Genomic DNA, 20,112 nt, shown 5'->3' with positions numbered 1-20,112 from the left:
TGAGTCCGCACACGACGGACTCAACAATCCGAGCGGCTGTAACTACCGCTGCGGGAATAACTAGCAACCTGAGTGAATAGCTAGAGCTACACCTGCGTAATTCACATTTCCTGAAAATATCTTCTACCTAAATCGATAATATGTCCGAACTCGATATTAATTTACCCAGTACCCGCCAAGTTCAAGGATCGATCAAAGACAAAATTGAAGTATCGGTCAAATTAATGACTGGCGATGTATTTGCAGGCAGAATTGTCTGGCAAGATCCAGATTGTTTATTTTTTACCGATGCTAACGATCTCAAAACACTGATCTATCGTCATGCGATCGCTTATATTCAGTACCAATAGTTGGATTTTGGATTTTGGATTTTGCGATGCGCGTAACTCCTTCGGAGTGGCTTCGCCAACGTCGGTTTTCCCGACGGATTGTATTAAATTCGGTTACTAAGCACACGTTATTTGCCCTCACCCCCAACCCCTCTCCCAAGCTTGGGAGAGGGGAGCCAGAGCCGCAGGCGAGGGCGGGGTGAGGGCAACAGGATTGTACTAGCAATTAAGGCGTCTATATGAATCGAATTTGGTCTAAATTGACAATTTTCAACTAACCTCGCGCTCGACAATCGCTTCTGGAAATGTTTCCAGCACAGAGAGAGGGAGGACGGGAATCGAAATTTCGCCCTTGGTGAGTAGATCGAACATGGTTTGTTCTTCAACCGAGCCAATTACCAAGCAACTATCGCCTAAGTTGAAGGTGGTACCTCCATTAGGATAATTAATCTGAGTACCATCTTCGCGTTGAATAGCGACGATCGTCGCTCCAGTCAAGGTGCGAATATTGGCACTGGCGATCGAATTCCCCAGTAGTGGCGAGGTGAGTGAGAGCCGATACCAGCGACGATTCATCCCCAAAGTAGCTGCTTGAATATTTTGAGAGCTTTCACCGATCGTACCTTCGGGGCGCAATTCCATATAGTGAGAGTTCCGAATTGCTTTAACTTGGCGTTGAATTTGCACTGTTGGTAAGCCGATTTTAACAAGCAGATGGGATGCCATTTCGAGGCTGGCTTCAAATTCTGGCTGCACGACTTCACTACCGCCTAACTGGTAGAGTAATTCGATATCTTGATATTGATTTGCCCGCACGACGATATCTAGCTCCGGCGAAATCTCCAACGCGTGTTTGAGACACAGCCGCGTACTCATCGCATCGGGGAGGGCAATTACCATCGCTCGCGCTCGATCGAGTCCGGCTCTAGTCAGCACGGGGATACTCACGGCATTACCATAAATATAAGGCGTTCCACTCTCTCGCAATCTTTGAATCGCCGACTCTGACTGGTCTACGACTACTACAGGCACATTTTGTTCGGCGAGGAGTGTGGCCAAATTTTGCCCCGTGCGCCCGTAACCGCAAATGACGATCGGGGGTTCGAGCGGTACGTGTTCGGAGACTTCCAGCGGCGGATCTCCTGGCTGAAACCAGCGATCGAGTGACGGGACGCTCTCGATCCAATTAAACAGACTGGGAATCAATCTGAGGATAAATGGCGTGACGACTAAAGTTACCGCTGTTGTCCCCAATAGCAATAAATATACCCGCCGCGACACCAAGCCCAAATTTCTACCCTCGCTAGCCAAAACGAAGGAAAATTCCCCAATTTGCGCCAAGCCCAATCCGGCAATCAGAGCAGTTTGCAATGGATAGCCAAACAGCCGCACCAACGGCGTAATAATCGCAAACTTACCGATAAAGACGATCGAGACTAGTCCCAAAATCAGATCCAGATTCTCCCACAGAAAGCGCGGATCGATCAGCATTCCGATCGCTGCAAAAAATAACGCCGCAAACACGTCCCTAATCGGCTCTACATAGGCTAAAGTCTGGTCGGCATACTCCGCCTCAGAAATCATCAAACCAGCGACAAAAGCCCCCATTTCGATGGACAGCCCCAAATGTTCGGTGATCAGCGCGATGCCCAAACACAGAGTGACGACCCCCAGCAGAAATAATTCTTGACTCTCAGTACTAGCCAGCAATCGCAACAACCGAGGCACTACCCAAATTCCGGTAATCGTCGCCCCGATCGCAAATAAACCGATTTTTACCGCCGCATATAATACGGCCATGCCGATCTCTGCTGGCGGTCGATCGAGAGCTGGTAATACCGCCAACATAAATCCCAACGCCAAATCCTGGACGACTAAAATCCCTAACATCACCTGTCCGTGAGGCGTGGCAGTCTCATTAGACTCCATCAAAGATTTAAGCACTACTGCCGTCGAAGACAGCGACAGGATCGCTCCTAAAAATACACCTTGCTGAGGAGTCGCAACCCAGCCCACACTCACCGAAATGACGGTCGTGACTAAAATAGTCAGCAGAATCTGCAAACCACCACCGCCCAAGCTGATTTTCTGAACCTTTTTTAGCTCGGCAAATGAGAACTCTACGCCCAAGGCAAATAATAAAAAAGCTGCCCCAAACTGAGCTAGAGTCTCGACCGGAACCAACTCTTTAATCAGTCCCAGTCCCGTCGGCCCGACAATCGCCCCACCGACGATATAACCCAGTAGTGGCGGCTGTTTGGCCAATCCCGCAATTATCCCCCCCACAGCCGCTGCCGCTAGGATCGAGACCAAATCCACGATCAGACGAAAATCTTCTAACACTAGATTTTTATAATTATGAGATATTTTAAATTAACTTAACGTAAGTTAACTCTTAGGATACCGAGTTTTTGGGATAGATGGAAACATCAATCGGGCGGATAGTTGCCGATATTCGCCGCGCTTACAAGGCTGGAGCCAAATTAACGATCGCGCGAATCTAAGCAATACGAGATTTATGGCTAGATGAAGTTTTTTAATTAACTTAATGTAAGTTTACTTCTAGGATACCGAGTTTTGCATCATCTGTGGGAACAGATCGTCAGTTACCGGAGACTCGCTCCTAAATGCAGCTAATTTGTCTTCCTCAGCCCGTATAATCTCAAACATCCACGATCGTCTACCCGAAAATTTTATGTTAGATCCGATCTCGAAACTGGGAAGTACTGCCCAGAAGTTGCTAGCAAATCGCTCTTTGCTCTACAGTTGGCGTTGGTTTAGCCGTTTTGGCAGCGCATCGATTTTCTGGGGGACAATTGCGTTAACGATCGTTTTATGGTCGGCAGTCAAGATCCCCGGACTCGCACTCAACGGTCAACTCACCCCCGCTACGCCCAAATTAGGTGAGACAATTGTCGTTAATATTACAGCGACACCTGGTAAAACCACCCCACCAACAGTTAAAGTTGGTAACAAAACTTATCCAGCATTTAACCTCGGTACCGATCGATATCGGGCAATGGTGCCTACCACGCCACTCGAACGACCTGGCGATCGCGAGATTACCATTGCCGATGGCACCACTACTAGCAAACTCAAAATAGCTGTCGCCGATCGCAAATTTCCGATCCAACGCATCAACTTTTCCCCTGGCAAAGCTGGCATTCAAGCCACCGCCATGGAATTAAAAGAAGTAGCAGTATTTAAAGCGATCGTCAGTCCCGAAAAGCTCTGGAGTGGCAAATTTATCGCCCCCAATCAGGGTAGAACTAGCTCCCCCTATGGCGTGCGTCGCTACTACAATGGCGAATTTGCCAAAGACTATTACCATCGCGGCTTAGACTATGCCGGAGGCTACGGCTCGGCAGTAGTCGCCCCAGCGGGCGGCAAGGTAGCATTAGTAGGTTACGAAAAAAAAGGTTTCCGCGTTCACGGTAATGTCGTCGGCGTCGATCACGGCCAAGGATTGGTGAGTATCTTCATGCACCTAAGCAAAATCGACGTCGAAGAAGGCCAAATGCTCGCCCCTGGCGACCCTATCGGCGCGATCGGCAGTACTGGTGCCTCCACCGGGCCACATCTCCACTGGGGTCTCTACGTCAACGCCGTTTCTATCGATCCGGTTCAATGGCGCGGGAATGCGATCGATTAGAGATTGAGGATTGGGGATTGGGGATTGCGGATTAACGTTCTTCTTACATTCCCATTACCCATCCACCCATCCACTCATCCACCCCTCCCCCCTGTTCTTCTTGCCCACTTCTGAGGGAATAATAAATACAAATAGTGGTTTAACGAAAGCGTTAGCACTTTAGGCTATCCAGAATTATTATTAACTATCGCTGAATGATGAATATACAAGCAATCGTAGAACATGCTTTAGACGAAGGCTATCTTACCCCCGCGATGGAAGCAGAGGTAGGACGGATCTGTGATAGTGCTGCCGAGCTATCGGTAGAAGAGTATATGGCACTCGATCATCTGATGGGGGCATTATTAGCTGGCGAAGTGGTAACCGTACCGCGCAAACAGTTTATTAATGTGATGGAAGAGTTGGTCATCACCGAAACGATCTCTCAGATTACGGCAATTGAAGTTAATACCGATGACGTCCAATTGGATGTTGGCGATATTGCTGCATACGCACTCAATAGATTACCTCCCTTGTATGCAACGACAGAAGAAGGTGCGAGCTATCAACGCGAACGCGCTCAAACCGAGCTGAAAGATTTAATTAGGCAACAAGTTGAATCGGCAATCGCCCAGAACCTCGATCGTCCCGAATTTTTCCCCGAACGTCAAGCGATCGCCAAACCCAATGGCGATGAAGTAGTCAAACAAGTTAGCACTTTGCTCCAAGCCTACGCACCACACTTCGAGTCTCAACACCCTGTGGCAGCTCATAATTAGAGACGATTACAGGCTTAATGAAATGTCCTAATTGTCAATCGACCAAGATTCGGAAACACGGTTTCTATCGCGACAAACAACGCTATCAATGCAAGGATTGCGCGCGTCAATTTGTCGAATACCACAGTCCGAATCTCCAACAGACTAGTACTGGTGTCGAAGACGACATCCAGCGGTATGTCCAATCTATCTCTACTCCCCCAGACGAGCTAGTGCTGGATCTCCAACAAGCTACCGCCGAATATCCACTTGCCCAAATGCAACCTAGCTTGGCACAGGTACAGTCGATCGCGCTGTTAATTCGAGCGATGGGGGCGAGTCGCATCTTGGAGCTAGGAGTCTTTAGCGGCTATTCTACCCTTGTCTTGGCACGCTCGTTGCCCCCAAACGGACGATTGCTAAGTTGTGGGGTAGCTGGCAAACATTTAGATGTAGCTCGCAGTTATTGGGAACGCTGCGGAGTAGCCCATCTCATCGATTTTCAAGTCGGGAGTGGCGTCGAACTGCTCGATCGATTACTTTCTGCCAATCCGATGTTACCTTTTGACGCGATCGTCATTGCTGGACTTAAATATCAATACCCACTTTACTATCAACGCTCGATCGAATTGCTGCGACCGCGTGGATTGCTGATAACTACTGATGTCCTGTGGCAAGGTCGCGTTTTGAAACCCAATATTTATAATGATGAATATACTCAAGGGATCGATCTGTTTAACCGTGAGTTAGTCGCCGATCCGCGCTTTAGTGTCTCTGTGGTGCCAATTGGCGATGGGCTATCGATCGCAATTAAACTCTAAAAAGATATTTTGAAAGCAGAAGATATCATCACAAAAAGCCGCACCTTATTTGGTACGGCTTTTTGATACATTTGGTGGCGGAGACTGGATTTGAACCAGCGACCTTCGGGTTATGAGCCCGACGAGCTACCAGGCTGCTCTACTCCGCGTCGGTGTTTTTTTTCTCAACTCATCTAATATAACACTACTTTCTAATAAATAGCAACTATCCGATCGAAAATAATTAGATCGATCCCAGTTGGTAGAAGGCCAACGACTGGAAGTCGTGGCTATTGGTGCGAAGTCCGCCTACGCGGACTGATAAATTCCTCAGTCCGCGTAGGCGGACTTCGATCGCGAGCGGGGGTTTCCAACCCCACGGCAATCTCGATCGCGCAGCTTTTCTGCCAGGAAGGATGCAAAAAGGCTTAAAAAATCTTAAACTTTGTAAAGACACAAAAACATAACGGACAGATATGCGGGTTGCGATTGTTGGTGCGGGATTGGCAGGCATGGCTACAGCAGTCGATTTGGTCGATGCTGGGCATGAGGTAGAGATCTTTGAATCGCGTCCCTTTGTCGGCGGCAAAGTGGGGAGCTGGGTAGATGCCGAGGGCAATCACATCGAAATGGGATTGCATGTCTTTTTCAATAACTATGCCAATCTGTTTGCTTTGATGCAGCATATCGGTGCTACCGATATCTTTTTACCAAAAGAACACGTTCATAATTTTGTCAATGCTGGGGGCGATATTGGCAAGCTAGATTTTAGATTTTTCCTCGGCGCGCCGTTTCATGGGTTGAAGGCATTCTTTACCACCGAACAATTGACGATCGTCGATAAACTCCGCAACGCGCTGGCATTGGGTACTAGTCCGATCGTGCCGGGATTGGTCAGCTATGAGACGGCGATGAAGATGATTCGCGATCTCGATCGAGTTAGTTTTGCCGATTGGTTTCGATCGCATGGCGGCAACAACCATAGCTTACGCCGGATGTGGGACCCAATCGCCCTAGCATTGGGATTTATCGATACCGAGAATATCTCGGCACGGTGTATGCTGACGATCTTTATGATGTTCGCCTCGAAAACCGAAGCATCCAAACTCAATATGTTAGTCGGTTCGCCAGCCGAATATCTCCACAAACCGATCGTCGAATATCTCGAAGCTAAAGGTGCTAAAATTCATACCCGCCGCCAATTGCGCGAAGTCAAGTATACAGGCGAAGGCAACGATATTCAGATTACCGGATTTGCGATCGCCAGCGGCGAACATGTCGAAACGATTACCGCAGATGCTTATGTTTGCGCGTGCGATGTGCCTGGTATTCATCGCATTATACCAGCCGACTGGCGCAAATCGACCTTTTTCGATAACATTTTCAAACTCGAAGCCGTCCCCGTGACTACCGTCCAACTGCGCTTTGACGGCTGGGTGACAGAAATGCAAGATGGTGCAGAACGCCAGCAATTAGACCATGCCGCCGGGATGGACAATCTGTTGTATAGTGCAGATGCTGATTTTTCTTGCTTTGCGGATCTTGCACTGACCAGTCCTGCCGACTATTATCGAGAAGGTGAAGGCTCGCTACTTCAAGTAGTATTGACTCCAGGGGAACCCTTCATTCCCATGAAAAATGAAGATATTGTCGAACATGTCATGGAGCAAGTCCACAAACTCTTCCCCTCTGCCAGCCAATTGAATGTCACTTGGTCTAGTGTCGTCAAACTCGCTCAATCTCTCTACCGCGAAAAACCTGGCATGGACCCGTTCCGCCCCACTCAATCTACACCGATCGACAATTTTTTCCTCGCTGGTAGCTATACCGCTCAGGATTATATTGATAGCATGGAAGGAGCTACAATCTCTGGCAAGCAAGCCGCAAGAGCAATTCTCGATCGATTTAGAGTCTAGGCTTTAGGCTTTAGGGGTTATGCTCTAGGGTGCAAGTGTCCTTTTCTCCCCGTCCCCCCGTCCCTCTGTCTCCCCCTCTCATCCATCCACCCATCCACCCATCCATCCATCCACCCATATGTCCCAATGGTTAGAACATAGCGTTCAAGTTGAAGTTGCTGCACCGATCGCGCATGTGTGGAATTTGTGGCACAATATCGAACTGATGCCGCGTTGGATGAAGTGGATCGAATCTGTCAAAGTAGATGAAGATCGTCCTGAAATCTCCCGCTGGAAACTAGCCACTAGAACGCTAGAATTCACCTGGCAATCGCGCATTATCCAAGATATTACCCATCAAATCATTCAATGGGAATCGGTTGGTGGTTTGCCCAATCGAGGGGCGATTAGGTTTTACGATCGCAAGCAAAGTAGCATTGTCAAACTCACAATTACTTACGAAGTTCCCAGCTTTTTGGCACTGTTGATGAATAATGATTTTGTGCGTAATGCCGTCGAAGGTACTCTTCAAGCCGATATGGATCGGTTTAGAGACTACGCGCTTAATGAATTAGCTACGAACCCAACCATGCCTTCAACTCCCGATCGATAATAGAGTTGTGTAATTCCCCGCTCGGTTTAAATCTAGGTTTTAGTTATATACTTGCCCGTCTGGCATGATGGCACCGATGAGATTGGCACCAATCAGTCTCACTGCGATCCTACCGCCAATTTTAATCCGCGCTCCGGTCAAATCGGCACCACTAAGATCGGCACCACTGAGATCTGCACCGACGAGATTTGCCTCTCGCAGGTTGGCATTACTGAGATTTGCCTGAAATAAATTCGCCCTAAAGAGATTGGCTTTTTGCAGGTTGGCACCCTGTAGATTAGTGTTGTGCAAAAATGAATCCTGAAGATCGGTATTACTTAAATTGGCATTGCTGAGGTTTCTCCCCGACAAATCGCGCTCGCTCAGACTCGTCCCACTCCAATCGACGCCACTGAGATCGGGACGTGCTGGGGGCGTGCGCTGGGCTGTCTTGATATGGTGGCGATGATTTGTGGGCTTGGTAGCCGAAGATTGGGGATAAACTGGGGTTTCGGTGACTTTTGCGGGTTGTGTTGTTGATGGACGCGCTGGTTGTGCTGTCGATGGACGTGCTGGTTGAGACGGCTCTGGACGCGCGGAAGCCCGACGCGAGTGTTGGCGTTGGGTAGTTCTATATGTCGTCGGCTCGCGTTCTGTCCGGGTAACGTCTGCTTTGGCCGAGCCAGTTGTCGATCGAGATGATGTACTATGAGTGCGATCGCCGTTACCGTTGCTGTCAGTACGCGTTGCTTGATACTCGCGCAATCTGTCGCGAGCATTGTTGATTTCTTTGAGTTTGGCGTGGGCTTTTTCTTGGAGGCGAGCACTATCTTGGGGCAACCTATCGGGATGCCAAACCAATACCAAATCCTTATAAGCCTGGTTCACCTCTTCGAGTGAAGCCCCAGGCTCTAGTTCGAGTGCTCTGTACCAACTCTGTAGATCGTCATTCATCTATCTAAAGTAGCACTACTACTGACGAAGGTGACTGCACTTATCGATTAAATTAATATTCTTTATGGCTCGGTAAGTCGGTGAGGTATACCGACTCCCTTGCCAGTTTCAAATCAGATATCCAATCAAAGAAGTGAATAGTGGATAGTGGATAGTGATTTGCGTGACGTCCCAAGGAGTGGCCAAACGCTTTTCGTCGAGACATTGGGCAGTGGATAGCGGGCTAAAAGATTACTACAGTAAACTATGCCAACGACACATGAAGATGTAGCTGGCAACTGCCAACAATATTTCTAGTTTAACTAGTTATTTACTGTGGATGGAAGTAATTGTAAATCTCCGTAGCAATGTGCGAGCCAATTCCTGGAGCTTTGGCTAAATCTTCAACACTAGCAGCCCGAATATAGTCGATCGAGTGAAAATGTGCCAGGAGTTGTTTTTGACGATGGCTACCTAAACCCGCAATGTCATCTAAATAGGAGCGTTTTTGTTTTTCGCTGCGCTGTTGGCGATGAAAGGTAATTGCAAAACGGTGGGACTCGTCCCTGACGCGACGTAGCAGTTGCACTCCAGGCTGTTCGGCATCGGTCGGTAGAGGCAATTTTTCGCCAGGAAGAAAGATTTCTTCCCGTTGTTTGGCGAGGCTGACTACACACATTTTATCGGCCAAATTCATCTCGGCGAGGACGCTAATGACGGCAGATAATTGACCTTTACCACCGTCAATCATCACCACGTCGGGAAAATTCGGATCGTCAGTATTTAACCCGCCTGCGTATTTCCGAAAGCGGCGACGCGCGATTTCGGCATGACTGGCATAATCATCCGAATGTCCGATCGTAATTTCGGGATTTTGAATCTTATAGTGGCGGTAGTGTTGTTTGGCTGGCAAGCCGTCGATAAATACCACTTGCGAGGCGACTGCATTGGAGCCTTGAATGTGAGAAATATCGAATCCTTCAATCCGCCGAGGGACTTCTGGTAAATCGAGGACCTCCGCGAGATCTTGTAATGCGCCGAGGTTGCGTTCGCTTTGACGTTGGAGGCGCGATAGCTCGTGAATGGCATTTTTTTCGACCATCTCAATTAGCTCGGCTTTAGTCTGCCGCTGGGGGGCAATCAGAGTAACTTTGCGACCCTTACGATCGCTTAGATAGTTAGCTAACATGTCGCCTTCGGGTAATGGATATTGCACCAAGATTTCTAGAGGCACTTCTACCGGATCTGCTGATTGATAGTGTTCTTCTAACACCCGTTGGAGGATCGCGCCTAGTTCTTCGTCGGATGCTGCGCTGGTTGTTTCGGTCTGTTCGGACAGAGATTCTACTTGCGCTGTAAAACCCAGTCTGCCGACTAATTTACCAGCTCGAATTTGGAATAATTGGACGCAGGCAGTTTTGGCATCGGCTGCTAGGGCGATCGCGTCGCGAGAGACGGTATCGTTGGGTAGGGAGACTTTTTGCTCGGCATTGAGCGCGGTGAGATTGTTGATGCGATCGCGAATCAGTCCGGCTTGCTCGAAATCTAAGGCTTCAGCGGCTTTTTGCATTTGTGCGGACAAGGTTTCGATCAGTTCACCCGTCCGTCCTTGAAAAATCATCGCCACTTTTTCGACGGTTTGACGATAATCGATCGAGGCGATTAAGCTTTGACAGACGCCGGGACAGCGACCGAGATCGTAATTGAGACAGGGACGATCTTTAAATAATGGTTGGGGTCGTTGGCGGAGTGGGAAGATCCGCTTGATGGTATATAAGACGTTGCGGAGCAAGTGCGCGTCGGTATAAGGGCCATAATATTTATCCTTACCTCTGCCGATGCGCCGATTGCGAGTCATCAAGATGCGCGGATAATCTTCCGACCAAGTAATCAGGATATATGGGTACTTTTTATCATCCTTGAGCAGGACATTAAAATGCGGCTGATGTTGCTTGATCAGATTAGCTTCCAGAGCTAAGGCTTCGGCTTCGGTATCGGTGACGATAAATTCGATTTCGGCGACTTGGCGTACCATCATGGCGATGCGCGGCGTGTGATGGTTGGCTTCGCGGAAATACGAGCGGACGCGGGAGCGGAGCTTTTTAGATTTGCCGATATAGAGGATGCGATCGTTCGCATCGCGCATGAAGTAGACTCCCGGTTCGGGGGGGATTTCTTGGAGACGCCGTTCGAGATTGGTGGCGGAAGTTGTAGAGAGGTCGATGGCCGTAGAATTGAGTTGTTGCTCTTGTAGCACAGATAATTGTCCTCACCAAAACCGATCGTGACAATACAAATATTCTTACTGAAAATCCCGAAGATTGCTAATCTCTTGTATAATAAAGTTATCGCTCATACTGAGATCGCTCGACAGATTCGACCCTTACCGATCGCCCTCTAAGCACTCAATTGTCGAAAATAGTCGGTTTAACGCTCCTGAATTACGTTGAAATGCGGATACGGGTAGTTCGGGGCACGATGTTAGAATATGAGGGAGTATAGAACACAGTCGCCCGCAGAAAGCATTATGGATGAAATTGCACAATATTGGCTAGTACTCAAACGTCGTTGGATGCCCGCTGCTTTGGTTTTTGCCCTGACTACAGCAGTAGCAACGGTATGGACTTTCAAGCAACAGGAAATCTTCCAAGCCAAGGGACAGGTCATCCTGAAAAAGACTAACAAGACTAGTGCTTTGTTGAGCAGTGCAACCAATGCTGCTAGTGGTGGTGCGATTGGTGAATTGGAGGGCTTAACCGGAAGTACGCCAGTTAACACTCAAGCCGAAATCCTCAAGTCTCTGACTACCATCAAAGGAGCACTTGTCGAATTACGCGATGGCAAATATGCAAATAGACCAGAGCGCAAACGGTTGGATAAGTTTATCAATAAAAATGAGAGCTTTGTCCAACAATTAAAAGTCAGTAGTATTAAAAATACAGATTTGTTGGAAGTTACCTTCCAAGATCCTAGTAGAGAATTGGCTAGAGATGTAGTTGAGAAAATCATGGAAATTTACATCCGTGACGATCGCACCAACCAACGTCGTGAAGCCGAAGCAGCTCGCAAATTTGTAGCGCAGGAACTGCCAAAAATTGAAACCGAAGTCAAGCAAGCTGAAAACGACCTCCGTTTATTTAAAGAACAATATAATGTTGTCGATCTGCCAACAGAATCTGTTAAAGCAGTAGAAACGATCACTAGCCTGAATAAAGAAATTACCTCGGCTTCGGCACAATTAGCCGCCGAAACTTCTCGGTTGGAGGGATTGAAGAATTTATTTGGTGGTAGGGATGCACAAGCTACAATTCAATCTGGACTCGTAAGCGAATCGCCAGGATTGCAAAAATCACTCAAAGAATTGCAAGAAGTTGAAGCTAAAATTGCCACCGAAAGAACTCGGTTTAGCGACAACGACCCGAGCATTCTCAACCTTAAAGAAAAGCGTCAAGCTTTAGTCGAAATTCTCCAAAAACGGTTCAAACAAAGCTTAATTGGCGAACAACAATTCCAAGGGAAACTTGTCGAGTTGCAACCCTCTGGGATTCAGGGCAACCTGATTGCTGACTATGCCAAGAGTGAAGCACAACGGACGAGTTTGCAAAAGCAAATTGCGGCACTGGTATATGTCGTCGATGCGTACAAACAGCGGATGAATGCATTACCCAAACTAGAGCAACAGCAAAACGCCTTAGGTCGCAAACTCGAAACCACGCGGACTAACTACAAGACCCTCTTGAGCAAGCTGCAAGAGATCGAAATTGCTGAGAACCAAACCCTAGGTAACTCTAGAATTCTCACCCATGCCGAGCTACCACAAGAAGCTCTCTCGCCCAAGAAAGGTCAGAACATTGCGATCGGTGGTTTCTTGGGTCTATTCTTAGGTGCTGCAACAGCCTTCTTGCTCGATGGTGCCGACAAACGCATCAAAACCTCGGAAGAAGCCAAAAACTTACTACCTGGTTACCCAATCTTGGGTCAGATTCCTGTATTTGAAAAATCGCGCCAATTGCCCAAACTCAGCAAGGGTGCGGCTAGAGCACCAGGTCAACTGGTCTTGACTGGTATGACCACTGGGATTGAAGGTGAATCCTTCCGGATGTTACAAACCAACCTGCAATTTTTGAATGCCGATGATAGCCTCAAAGTGGTGGTCGTCTCTAGTTCTCAATCGGGAGAAGGTAAATCGACAGTTGCAGCTAACTTAGCTTTAGCAGTCGCCGAACTAGGTAAAAGAGTGCTCTTGGTAGACGCAGATATGCGCAAACCCGCCCAACATCTGATTTGGAGACAGGGTAACTACGAGGGACTCAGTAACGTTCTCAGCGGTCAATGCGATCGCAAGACAGCGACTACCGAAATTCAACCCAACCTTTTCCTCGTAACGGCTGGTGTCGTACCGCCAAATCCAGTAGTCTTACTCGATTCTGTCCAAATGAGCACCTCCATCGCTCAATGGTCGCAAGAGTACGATCTGGTCATCATTGACGCACCACCACTGACAGTTGCAGCAGATGCGGCAATCTTGGGTACCCAAGCAGGCGGGTTGGTATTCGTCCTCCGTCCTGGCGTGGCTGATAAAGAGTCCGTTGAATACGCTCAAGAAATCCTCAACCAATCCAAACTCAAAGTATTGGGCATGGTACTTAATGGTGTGGATCTCGACAAGCAGAACCGTTACAACCACTACTACTACTCTTCGCAGACAACTAGAGGCAGTGAAGAAGGTAATATCGGTTCTAAACTCTTAACAGGAACGACTACCAATCGGACTCGTTCGTAGAATAACTTTCGATCGACAAATAATCTAAATTAATGGGGTGCGAGTTTACTCGCACCCCATTAAGCGTTTAATTATACTAGTGCTTAGTGTCGATAGTCGGTGACCCTGGGTTTACTAAACACTAGTATAGTTAAACTGTATTGTCTTAACGCAGTGCGAACGGGAAACTCTTTCGCACTGCGTCGCTAACGTGCTAAACACTACGTGTGTCGCATCCGCTGGTGCAAGATGTGAGTAATTAAACTTGGAATAATGGTTAAGCGCACGATCGAGTCAGATAATTGTTACCAAGAAAATAGGTGTAAAGCTTTCCCGTTCAGGGGTAGGTAATTATCAATTCTCAATTATCAATTCTAAAACATGCTCGCAGCTACCGATTTAGATAATCTGACCAGCGATCGAGATCGCATCATCGCTCAGTGGCGGCAAGGATTGCGCCTGGGTCAACGAACCCTGGCCGATTGGCATTCTGGCCCCTTAGCAGTCTCCGCAGTCCCAGGGGCGGGAAAATCCCATAGTATGGCTGTAGCTGCGGCAATAACAATTGCCCGCGAAAAATTGCACCAACGGCGTCAGTTGATAATCGTGACCCTAACCCGATCGGCAGCCGCAAATATTAAAGATAAAATCAAGAATTGTCTCCAAGAATTGGGGCTACCGCCGATCGGATATAGCGTTAATACCATTCACAGCTTGGCATTGAGCATTGCCAGCAAGCATCCCGAATTATCTAAGCTCGATTTGACCGATCGTACGTTGGTGATGCCCTCAGCCAACCACAAACTAATCGAGGATACCGTTCAAAGCTGGCTGAGTCAGAACCCTCACAGTTATCGCTGTTTGCTCGAAGGAGAAGGCTTCGATGGGGAGGAGACAGAACGCCTGCGCCGTCAGTCGGTATTGCGGACAGAAGTACTACCCAGCTTGGCATTCACCGCTGTCCGCGAAGCCAAAAGTTCGGGTTTGTCACCCGCCGATCTGTGGGAAGTTGCCAAATTGTATCCCGTTGGCGTAGCCCCTCGGAACGAGGATCGTTATGACATTTTGAGTATCGGAGCTGGACTCTATCAGGCTTATCAGGAGTTGCTAGACAGTCAAGGATATCTCGACTATGACGAGATGATTGCTGGGGCTTTGCGGGTAATGCAAGACCCCACTGCGCGCAGATTGTGGCAGCAACAAGTTTTTGCTGTATTTGAAGATGAAGCACAAGACTCTAGTCCCCTCCAAGAAAAGCTACTACGCCATTTGGCCGAACTTCCCGATCGCCATCCCTCCGAGCCGGATGTTCGCTACGAACATCGACTCAATCTGATTCGCGTCGGCGATCCCAATCAAGCGATTAATTCCACCTTTACCCCTGCCGATCCCAAATATTTTCGGGAATTTTGCCACGAATGCAGTCAGATTGGCGATCTTGGCTCGCCGCGACTGGAAAAAATGGAGCAAGCCGGACGTAGTACCCAAATAATTATGGATGCTGCCAACTTTGTCCTCGATTGGGGAAATAAATTTCTCCAACCGCCAACGCTATCGCCAGAGCGAGTCACCCACGACACAGCCGAGACAGAATCAGTCTTCTGGCTGCAAACGATCCGTCCCGTATCGCCTGGAGACGCCCAACCAAATCCGACAGCTCAAGATGGTGGGGTAGAATTTCATACACCCAGCGATGTCTACGAATCCGTTCGCTCGATCGAGCAGCGATTGACAACTTTATTTAAAGCCAATCCGACGGCAAATGCAGCCATTTTAGTCCGCGAAAATCGCCAAGCAAAGTTCATCTTTGACAGGCTGGCTGATTGGAAACGCCTGCATCCCGAAATCAAACTTTTTGAAGCAGGCGAAGGCGATCGCACGTCTAAAATTCCAGGAGAATTACTGGTCTTATTTCAATTTATCACACGCCCGCATTCTAGCGATTATCTCAAAGCCACGCTCAAAGTTTTATTAGAACGGAAATTAATTGACGCCCAAGATCTTGATGCCCTAGCCGTATTTCCCGAACGTTTTCTCTATCCGAGTATCTTAGAAATCCCGCAGTCGCCAACAGTCCGCCGCGCGCGCGAAATCTGCTGCGAATTATTGCGATCGAGATTGACTTTACCCCATTATCAACTGATTAGTTATTTAGCCGATCGATTGAATTACCAGTCTAGCGAACTAGCGACAGCCGATAAATTAGCCGATCGAATTGCAATGCAAACTTACGGGCGCGGTTCGATTTATTCCACGATCGAAGTCTTGCAAGAAATCGTCACGACTGAAGGTTTTGAAAATATCGATGATGGTTCTGAATCTCGCTACACCGCATCAGGACAAGTGACGATTATTACCATGCACAAAGCCAAAGGATTGGACTGGGATTATGTCTTTATCCCCTTTTTAAGTGACAAAATACCCGGACAATTATGGACGCCGCAAGGTGCCAAATTCTTAGGCGACTTTACCTTAGCAGAAGTCGCCCGTGCCAAAATTCGCGCCCATCTCCATCATCAATCTTTACCGACACCTAGAGATGCATGGGAGCTAGCTAATTATCTCAAACAAGGAGAAGACTTGCGGTTATTGTATGTAGCGATTACCAGAGCTAAAAAACTATTATGGTTGGCATCCGAGCAGCAAGCCCCATTTTTGTGGAATCGCTTTAATTGGCAGCAAGGCGATCGCTTACAAGATAGTAAACCATCACCTTTGTTTTCGGCTTTATGTAAAAAGTTTCCTCAGTTAGTGAGGCAGTAAAGAGTTAATTTGAAAAGACAATCTAACGTTATTTTCCTTATTAGGTGGCTAACCGCTTTCTAGTCTCAATAATAGAGGGGGAAATTTCCAATCGATTAACGCTCGAAAGATCTCATCGACTTCCCGACTCATCGATCTTTGCCATCGTCAAGATCGGCCAAGGAACAGTTTAAAATACTACATAGTAAAACTACTTGTCTAATGGTGAGTCTTGGTTCACTACGTCCTTGTTCCCAGTTACTTACCGTCTGATCTGTTATTCCCAAGGCGTAAGCGATATCCCTTTGAGATAAATTGTGCTGTTTACGGAGACTGACGATGCGATCGCTCAATGCCATACATGATTACAAATTAATTTAGATAAACTAGATTGACAAACCCTAAACTAATTTGTAATAATCTTAACTCATAACCTCCTTTGTTAGGCAGATAGATGAAAATTTTCTCGTTCTTTGCTGGTATTGGCTTTCTCGATTTAGGTTTTGAAGTGGCTGGTTTTGACATTGCCTATGCGAACGAGATCGAACCATCATTTTTAGGTGGCTATCAGTACTCACGTAGTCAGATGAAGTTATCGCAGCCAGAATATGGGTACGATCTCTGTGATGCTGATAGTTTGCTCGAATCGGAGAGAGTAGAGAAGTTGAGAGATTTATTAATCGATGCTAGAAAGGATGGCTCTTTAGTTGGGTTTATTGCTGGGCCACCTTGTCCAGATTTTTCAGTTGGTGGCAAGAATCGAGGCGGTAGGGGAGAAAATGGTAAATTGACAGAAACTTATGTAGAACTCATCTGTCGATATCAACCAGATTTCTTTTTGTTTGAAAATGTCAAAGGTTTGTGGTCTACTGCTAAACATCGATTGTTTTACGATCGAATGCGATCGAGATTAGAACAGAATGGATATTTAATCACAGATAGTTTGATTAATGCTTTAGAATATGGCGTTCCGCAAAGTAGGGAAAGAGCAATCTCCATTGGCTTTAGATCGGATTTAGTACCAATGAGATCGAGTCAGGAATTAGAATCTCAATTTCCGTGGGATATAAACAAACTTTATTCAATCGATATGATTCAATCCTATCCTTGGGCTAAAACAGATCCATTTGGAGAAAATTCATCTTTAACTTGTCCTGCCGGAGTACCTATCGATTTAACAGTACAGCATTGGTTTGAAAAAAATGATGTAAATCACCATCCTAATAGTCAGCACTGTTTTACTCCCCGTGCTGGACTTAGCAGATTTTTGTCTGTGCTTGAAGGCGATGATTCTAAAAAATCTTACAAGCGTTTACATAGGTGGAGATATTCGCCTACAGCCTGCTATGGAAATAATGAAGTTCATTTACACCCTTATCAAGCCAGAAGGATATCGATAGCAGAAGCTATAGCGATTCAATCACTTCCACCTGAATTTGAGTTACCAGCAAAGATGTCGCTTACTGACATGTTTAAAGGTGTTGGTAATGGTGTACCATTTTTAGCAGCAAAAGGACTAGCAATGACAATAAATGAGTTCTTATCTGGTGATTTTAGAGCGAATCGATCGATAGCTGTAAATCCAAGCTATTATTTTTAAATTCCCCATCTGATAAAATAGTTTTCCACTATCAACTAATGAAATCAAAATTGACTATTTATCTTAATAATCTTGGATAAATTCTATTAAAAAATGAGTTCAATTTTTCCAAATGTTGTTTATATTCTAAATTATCTATTGTTAATACTTCAACTCCTTCATCTCCTGGATGTGAAATAGTATTGCGATTTCTTCTGTCGAACATGGTCATTACAAAAATAATGTCAGAATGGTCTGTGAAAGGCTCAAGCCACTTAATAACATCCTTGCAATTATATTGATTGCGAGATTTTTTATTGCTAGATTCTCTGTGAACAAAGCACCACTCCTGAAGAGTATTTAATAAATGATTGTAAGCTACACCATGAAATCCACGTTTTTCGGCAATAATGCCACAACGAATCTGATATATGATACTACTATGTTCTTCTAATTCACAATTTTCTATATTGATGTATCGATCTCTAGATGGAATACTAGGAATGACAAGACGACTAAGTAAGTAAATATATGAGCTAGAAGATTTTTTCTGAAGGTCTACTATTTTATCGTCTATCTCATTTCTATACTGCTCGATAAGCATTAAATTTTCTGCCAAATAAAGAGTGATTAAAGATGGTCGCAAATCACATAGATTAGCGGAGACATGCTCGATCAGACTTTTTAATACAATTGGTACGCGAGATATTAAAAATACTAAAACTTTCATACTTTTTGGTATGAGTGCTGATGGAAAATCTTGCAAAACTTTTTCAAGCTGTTTCTTTACATCCTCAATATCAGTATATTGAATTACTGCATTTTGAAAACATTGTTTTAATGCAAGATCATCATTTGTGGATAGTCTGGACACATGTCCTCTTTCCTTGTATTCAGCTTTCAACTTGGTTAGAATTTCTACAGTCCGACTTAAAGTTGTTTTTGGTGGCTCTCCGCCTTCATCGGGTAAAGGTTGGTAAAAGCTAACTAGACGACTACGCTCAATTAAGCTATCCACTTCATCTTCTGATGATATGATGTCCAGCCTTGTTTTTAGTGGGTTCAGGCTAAGTGCAAGATTACCAGATAAGTACTCACCTATTCTAGTAGATATATCAAGCATTTTTGTACCAATACTTTGATTACTTTCTCCAATTGGAAATTTAACAGTTATAAACATATCATCAACATAACGATGATATGTTAACAAGAAAGATGAGCCTAGCTCTAATTGAATCTCTCTAATATAGCAATCGAGATGATGGAGAAAAAGATGACTGAGTAAGTTAGATATGATATTGTGCTGAGAGATAGGTAAACCTTCAGACCGCTGCATTATTAAAAATAAAATTTCTCTGATTGTCAATCTAGTTTGTTCATTATATTTTAGCCGGAGTTGCGCTTCGGGGAGAGCCTGTTCTCTCAACACTTGTGTCAGTAGTGAGTGTTCGATTGAGTGGAAAAAATCTTGAATATCTAAATGCAAAACAGCAATCTTACCATCTTTTACGGCATTACGCGCTGTTTTGCGTATTTTACTCGTGAATTTTTGATAGTCTTTTTTGTAATCAATGTCACTTCTTCCTAAACTAGCAGGATTTATGTCTGCACCATAATGAGTGTACATAAATGAGCGATCCTGGATTCCTTTTAGTTCGATTCTGACATCCTTTGTCAAATCAAGAAAATAGAAGCCTAGTGAATAATACAGAATGCGTAGATGAGTTTCAAGAAAGTGAAATTTACGGACTCCCCCATCACCTTTTGGGACAGAGTAAGGAATAGAACTAAATAGATAGGGATAGTTAAAGCAGATATCATTTTTAATATAATTCCTGTAAAATTCTTCAGGTGTGATTATATCCAAAGAGCTTTCTCTTCTAATAATTTCAAAATCTAAGGAACGATAGTTGTATTTTGTAGATGCAACTTGAATTTTGAGAAGCTCTATAGCACTTTTGATATGAGATTCTTGCAAGAAAGAGCTGATTGGTAAAATAATGCCTTCTCCTTTTTATTACTTGTTGCACTTGGAATTGATGTGCCTTAATAAGTAGTGTACCCAATCTTAAATAACTTAATATAATAGTT

At 45.8% G+C, this 20,112-nt stretch carries 15 protein-coding genes and 1 tRNA gene; 9 read left to right on the top strand and 7 right to left on the bottom strand.

The genetic code is table 11. The annotated features are described in order from the left end of the window. The first annotated feature begins 140 nt into the window (after positions 1-140). Entirely contained in the window at positions 141-350 is a 210-nt protein-coding gene (locus CHA6605_RS03560; RefSeq protein WP_015158180.1) for an Hfq-related RNA-binding protein, read from the top strand. Between the two features lie 249 nt (positions 351-599). Here CHA6605_RS03560 and CHA6605_RS03555 read toward each other — a convergent pair whose 3' ends face one another. Further along, positions 600-2,672, bottom strand: a complete 2,073-nt coding sequence (locus CHA6605_RS03555) for a monovalent cation:proton antiporter family protein (RefSeq protein WP_015158179.1) — start codon at positions 2,670-2,672, stop codon at positions 600-602. Positions 2,673-3,024: 352 nt separating this feature from the next. Between CHA6605_RS03555 and CHA6605_RS03550 the strand changes: the two genes are divergently transcribed. The 3 genes from CHA6605_RS03550 (at position 3,025) to CHA6605_RS03540 (ending at position 5,539) form a co-directional block, all read left to right on the top strand. Then, positions 3,025-3,981 carry a M23 family metallopeptidase gene (locus CHA6605_RS03550; RefSeq protein WP_015158178.1) on the top strand — a complete coding sequence of 319 codons (957 nt, stop codon included), beginning with the start codon at positions 3,025-3,027 and terminating at the stop codon, positions 3,979-3,981. A gap of 197 nt (positions 3,982-4,178) precedes the next feature. Further along, positions 4,179-4,739, top strand: a complete 561-nt coding sequence (locus CHA6605_RS03545; RefSeq protein ID WP_015158177.1) for a late competence development ComFB family protein — start codon at positions 4,179-4,181, stop codon at positions 4,737-4,739. A 17-nt stretch (positions 4,740-4,756) separates the two neighbouring features. Beyond that, the gene (locus tag CHA6605_RS03540) at positions 4,757-5,539 is read left to right on the top strand and encodes an O-methyltransferase (protein WP_015158176.1); all 783 of its coding nucleotides are present in this window, start codon (positions 4,757-4,759) and stop codon (positions 5,537-5,539) included. A 72-nt stretch (positions 5,540-5,611) separates the two neighbouring features. On the opposite strand, the gene CHA6605_RS03535 is transcribed toward CHA6605_RS03540, so the two are convergent. Both CHA6605_RS03535 and CHA6605_RS33570 read right to left on the bottom strand, forming a co-directional pair. Beyond that, positions 5,612-5,688: transfer RNA gene (locus CHA6605_RS03535), tRNA-Met, on the bottom strand. A 74-nt stretch (positions 5,689-5,762) separates the two neighbouring features. Continuing rightward, positions 5,763-5,975 (bottom strand): hypothetical protein, encoded by a 213-nt coding sequence (locus tag CHA6605_RS33570; RefSeq protein ID WP_157259760.1) that lies wholly within the window; start codon positions 5,973-5,975, stop codon positions 5,763-5,765. A gap of 19 nt (positions 5,976-5,994) precedes the next feature. Between CHA6605_RS33570 and zds the strand changes: the two genes are divergently transcribed. Together zds and CHA6605_RS03525 are read left to right on the top strand one after the other, a co-directional pair. Continuing rightward, positions 5,995-7,434, top strand: coding sequence for a 9,9'-di-cis-zeta-carotene desaturase (gene zds, locus CHA6605_RS03530; RefSeq protein ID WP_015158175.1), 1,440 nt, complete (start codon positions 5,995-5,997; stop codon positions 7,432-7,434). A 118-nt stretch (positions 7,435-7,552) separates the two neighbouring features. Continuing rightward, positions 7,553-8,026: an SRPBCC family protein gene (locus CHA6605_RS03525; RefSeq protein ID WP_015158174.1), complete on the top strand. Its 474-nt coding sequence runs from the start codon at positions 7,553-7,555 to the stop codon at positions 8,024-8,026. Positions 8,027-8,065: 39 nt separating this feature from the next. Here CHA6605_RS03525 and CHA6605_RS03520 read toward each other — a convergent pair whose 3' ends face one another. Further along, entirely contained in the window at positions 8,066-8,959 is an 894-nt protein-coding gene (locus CHA6605_RS03520) for a pentapeptide repeat-containing protein (protein WP_015158173.1), read from the bottom strand. A 310-nt stretch (positions 8,960-9,269) separates the two neighbouring features. Beyond that, positions 9,270-11,162 (bottom strand): excinuclease ABC subunit UvrC, encoded by a 1,893-nt coding sequence (gene uvrC, locus CHA6605_RS03515; RefSeq protein WP_041548667.1) that lies wholly within the window; start codon positions 11,160-11,162, stop codon positions 9,270-9,272. Positions 11,163-11,465: 303 nt separating this feature from the next. On the opposite strand from uvrC, the gene CHA6605_RS03510 reads away from it, so the two are divergent. Beyond that, positions 11,466-13,721, top strand: coding sequence for a GumC family protein (locus CHA6605_RS03510; protein WP_015158171.1), 2,256 nt, complete (start codon positions 11,466-11,468; stop codon positions 13,719-13,721). A gap of 360 nt (positions 13,722-14,081) precedes the next feature. Continuing rightward, the gene (locus CHA6605_RS03505) at positions 14,082-16,463 is read left to right on the top strand and encodes an ATP-dependent helicase (protein ID WP_015158170.1); all 2,382 of its coding nucleotides are present in this window, start codon (positions 14,082-14,084) and stop codon (positions 16,461-16,463) included. Positions 16,464-16,591: 128 nt separating this feature from the next. Here CHA6605_RS03505 and CHA6605_RS37020 read toward each other — a convergent pair whose 3' ends face one another. After that, on the bottom strand, positions 16,592-16,801 hold the full coding sequence (locus CHA6605_RS37020; RefSeq protein WP_015158169.1) for a helix-turn-helix transcriptional regulator: 210 nt from the start codon (positions 16,799-16,801) through the stop codon (positions 16,592-16,594). Between the two features lie 95 nt (positions 16,802-16,896). On the opposite strand from CHA6605_RS37020, the gene CHA6605_RS03495 reads away from it, so the two are divergent. Beyond that, positions 16,897-18,042, top strand: coding sequence for a DNA cytosine methyltransferase (locus CHA6605_RS03495; RefSeq protein ID WP_015158168.1), 1,146 nt, complete (start codon positions 16,897-16,899; stop codon positions 18,040-18,042). A 58-nt stretch (positions 18,043-18,100) separates the two neighbouring features. Here CHA6605_RS03495 and CHA6605_RS03490 read toward each other — a convergent pair whose 3' ends face one another. Then, positions 18,101-19,999, bottom strand: a complete 1,899-nt coding sequence (locus tag CHA6605_RS03490) for a Reverse transcriptase (RNA-dependent DNA polymerase) (RefSeq protein ID WP_015158167.1) — start codon at positions 19,997-19,999, stop codon at positions 18,101-18,103. Between the last annotated feature and the right edge of the window lie 113 nt (positions 20,000-20,112).

Source organism: Chamaesiphon minutus PCC 6605 (assembly GCF_000317145.1).
In the GTDB taxonomy this organism is placed as follows: Bacteria; Cyanobacteriota; Cyanobacteriia; order Cyanobacteriales; family Chamaesiphonaceae; genus Chamaesiphon; species Chamaesiphon minutus.
The sequence above is the reverse complement of the archived record's forward strand: the minus strand, read 5'-3'. Positions and strand labels throughout refer to the sequence as shown.

Coding starts and splice junctions, on each gene's coding strand:
- CHA6605_RS03560 (WP_015158180.1), top strand. CDS start 141: ATGTCCGAACTCGATATTAATTTACCCAGTACCCGCCAAGTTCAAGGA.
- CHA6605_RS03550 (WP_015158178.1), top strand. CDS start 3,025: ATGTTAGATCCGATCTCGAAACTGGGAAGTACTGCCCAGAAGTTGCTA.
- CHA6605_RS03545 (WP_015158177.1), top strand. CDS start 4,179: ATGAATATACAAGCAATCGTAGAACATGCTTTAGACGAAGGCTATCTT.
- CHA6605_RS03540 (WP_015158176.1), top strand. CDS start 4,757: ATGAAATGTCCTAATTGTCAATCGACCAAGATTCGGAAACACGGTTTC.
- zds (WP_015158175.1), top strand. CDS start 5,995: ATGCGGGTTGCGATTGTTGGTGCGGGATTGGCAGGCATGGCTACAGCA.
- CHA6605_RS03525 (WP_015158174.1), top strand. CDS start 7,553: ATGTCCCAATGGTTAGAACATAGCGTTCAAGTTGAAGTTGCTGCACCG.
- CHA6605_RS03520 (WP_015158173.1), bottom strand. CDS start 8,959: ATGAATGACGATCTACAGAGTTGGTACAGAGCACTCGAACTAGAGCCT.
- CHA6605_RS03510 (WP_015158171.1), top strand. CDS start 11,466: ATGGATGAAATTGCACAATATTGGCTAGTACTCAAACGTCGTTGGATG.
- CHA6605_RS03505 (WP_015158170.1), top strand. CDS start 14,082: ATGCTCGCAGCTACCGATTTAGATAATCTGACCAGCGATCGAGATCGC.
- CHA6605_RS37020 (WP_015158169.1), bottom strand. CDS start 16,801: ATGGCATTGAGCGATCGCATCGTCAGTCTCCGTAAACAGCACAATTTA.
- CHA6605_RS03495 (WP_015158168.1), top strand. CDS start 16,897: ATGAAAATTTTCTCGTTCTTTGCTGGTATTGGCTTTCTCGATTTAGGT.